The sequence below is a fragment of the Sphingomonas sp. genome, from assembly GCF_031361285.1.
Taxonomy (GTDB): Bacteria; Pseudomonadota; Alphaproteobacteria; order Sphingomonadales; family Sphingomonadaceae; genus Sphingomicrobium.
Genome location: NZ_JANMCO010000110.1, coordinates 1 through 2,825, shown reverse-complemented (window position 1 = coordinate 2,825; position 2,825 = coordinate 1). Strand labels below are relative to the sequence as shown.

Sequence of the window (2,825 nt, the reverse complement as noted above, 5' to 3'; positions counted from 1 at the left end):
GCGCAAGCCTCAAAGCAAAGAAGTGCTGGCTGTAGAGCACATTGTTCGTGCTCTCGATGCACCCCAATGTGTTGCCGTCCCCCGCCCTTGGTGCGGCGTCCGTCCCCGACCCAGGCCACGAAGGCGTGGTCACCTGAAGTGCCAGGCCGTTGCCGTCGTTGTCCCAGGCAATCATGCCTTTGGAGTGGCCCCATGGTCCACCGCAGCTTTGTGCACAGCCCTGTATGTTGGGATGACGGTAAAACTGGTCGTTCCAAACGACGAAATTGAGAGCGCTGTGATAGATTTGGTTGAACGTCGCGCCCACTGGGTCCGACAAACTGGTTCCAAGGAGCCCCGGCCCCGCGACAAGTGCGCTGGAGCTCGATCGCGCGACGGAATATTGCTGGCTTGAACGTTCGGGCTGCGGAGTGCCGCCAAACAGACAATTCGTCACTGCCCCGGTGGTCGGAAAAGTCGACGCATTGAGTTTGAATGCGAAGACCCAATCCTCGGGATCGATAGCGCTCATCAGTGGCTTTGGAGGTGTGGCAGCGATTGCCGGTTGCGCGGCCCCGAAGCCGGACGCCGCAGCGATGACAACCAAGAACTGGATTGCCGCGATCAACTTGAGATGCCCAAGCGTGCGAGTTCGACCCATGGCGAGTCCTCACGTTTGCCCCGGGGGGCGTGTGCCGAGCGGCTTGAGAATTAAAGCATTGGCGTGGCGCGGTAAAGCCCGGGCCCTTTGATCAACAGGGGATCCTGCCGTGCTTCAATCCCACACTGAGTGGTCCATTCGGCCGGGGCTGTGGCCCACGCCGGCGCCATGCGGAGCCAGAGCGAAGATCGTCGCCGGTCGGAGGCGCGATCCTCTCAGGTGGCAAGCGACGGATGCTTGGCTTTCCGGAACAGCCCGATTTTCTGAAGGCCGCACCGGGCTGGTGAAGCGGGCGCCAGCGTAACGTCCGTTATGGGTGGAAAGCGGACATTAGCGGCAACAGCCCGACTGACTGTTTTTGACCGGGGGACCGTCTGCTTCGGAATAGGTCGGGCAGAGAGCGGACCATTAGGTTGTCACCTGCTGAACTGGTAGAGCGGAGCCAGGTTGGGGGACACCAAGCGTGAACGCATTTGATTTTGTCATCGTTGGTGGCGGATCAGCGGGCGCCGCGCTTGCGGCACGACTTTCCGAAAGCCCTAGCGTGAGCGTAGCGCTGTTAGAGGCAGGCGATCGCCCGCCACCGCGGGAATTGATGCCAGCTGCCTGCGCCAGTCTGCAGCTCGATCCCGAGACCGACTGGATGCTGAGCGGCGATCCCGGCAAGGGCGGGCGGGGATTCAAGAGCCGCCGCATGCCGGTGCCCCGCGGCAAGATGCTCGGTGGTTCTTCGGGGATCAATTACATGGTCTTTGTACGCGGCCACCCCGGCGATTTCGATCATTGGGCCGAACTCGGCGCCGAGGGCTGGGGCCATGATGAAGTGCTGCCCTATTTCAAACGGATGGAAGAAGTCGCGCCGACTAACGAGGCCACCATCGATCGTGACCTGCGCGGGAACGAAGGGCCAATCGGTGTCGGCATCCGTTCGCCAGTAATTCCGGCCGCGCGTGACTTCGTAACGGCTGCGGGTGCGGCAGGAATCCCTGAAGGGGACTATAATGGCGCGGGCCGTTTCAATCCTGCAGGCGTCGCCTCGCTGACCCAGACCAACACGCGGAAGGGCAAGCGATCGAGTACCTTTCACGCCTATCTCGAGGGCGCGACCGAACTGCGCGATAATTTGACAATCATCACGAGCGCGCTCGTCACCCGCCTCGTTATCGAGGGTGCAGGCGATACGCTGGTTGCGACCGGCGTCGAATATCGAGACGGCGCCGGAGAAATCCGCACGGTGCATGCGGTCCGCGAGGTCATCCTCAGCGCCGGTGCGGTAGGCTCGCCGCACATCCTGATGTTATCGGGGATAGGCCCGCGCCGCGAGATCGAGGCCGCCGGTGTCGCCTGCCGCCTCGACCTCCCCGATGTCGGCAAGCATCTGAAGGACCACGTTCAGGCACCGATGACTTTTTCAGCCCCCGGCGTAGGCGTGTCGATGGCCGAGATCGGTCTCTCGGCCGGTCCCGATGCGCTGCGGGCACCGGTCGGCCCGCTGCCCGCTGATCCGGCCGACGACCTGCACCTGACCGGAGAGCTCGCCCTGCTAAGGGACGAGGCCGAACGGCGTCTGGAAGAATGGGTCAAGACCGGACACAGCCTCGTCGCCTCATCCCTCTACGACGGTATCTCCTTCTATTCGACCGGACTCGGCGAAGAATTCACCCACGATGCACAGATCGGCTTCGTTCCTTGCGGCTATGATGCGCATGTGCTCGGCGATTGTATCAATCTCGACCTCGATCTGTTGCTGGACGATGCGGCCAAGACACTGGCGCCCGATGCGGAAAACGTCATCTTCCTTGCAAGCAACTGCGTGCCGCGTAGCGAAGGCGAGATCGTGCTCGCGAGCGCCGATCCGACGGTGCCGCCAGATATCCAGTTCAACTATTTCAGCGATAGCCACGATCTGAAAGTGATGGTCGCGATCATGCGCCGCGTGCTCGAGATTGCCGATTGCTGGCCCGCACCGAACGTGCTCGGAGCCTGGTTGATTCCGCCGAAACTGGCCGCACTGCACGGCTACCGACCCGGTGAGTGGCCGAGCGACGCGCTGCTCGAGAATTTCGCGCTGCACTTCGCGATGACGGTCTATCACCTGTGCTGTACATGCCGGATCGGCAGCGTGGTCGATCCGCGCCTGCGCGTCTTCGGGGTCAAAAATCTGCGGGTTGCCGACGCGAGCGTG

2 protein-coding genes are annotated in these 2,825 nt (G+C 62.4%); one reads left to right on the top strand and one right to left on the bottom strand.

The genetic code is table 11. The features are described 5' to 3' along the window. Positions 1-607: deoxyribonuclease II family protein (locus RMO25_RS10145; RefSeq protein WP_309662487.1), on the bottom strand; the 607-nt coding region annotated here is incomplete at its 3' end. 496 nt (positions 608-1,103) lie between these two features. Here RMO25_RS10145 and RMO25_RS10140 point away from each other — a divergent pair. Then, positions 1,104-2,825 (top strand): GMC family oxidoreductase N-terminal domain-containing protein (locus RMO25_RS10140; protein WP_309662486.1); only part of this gene is annotated, 1,722 nt, incomplete at its 3' end.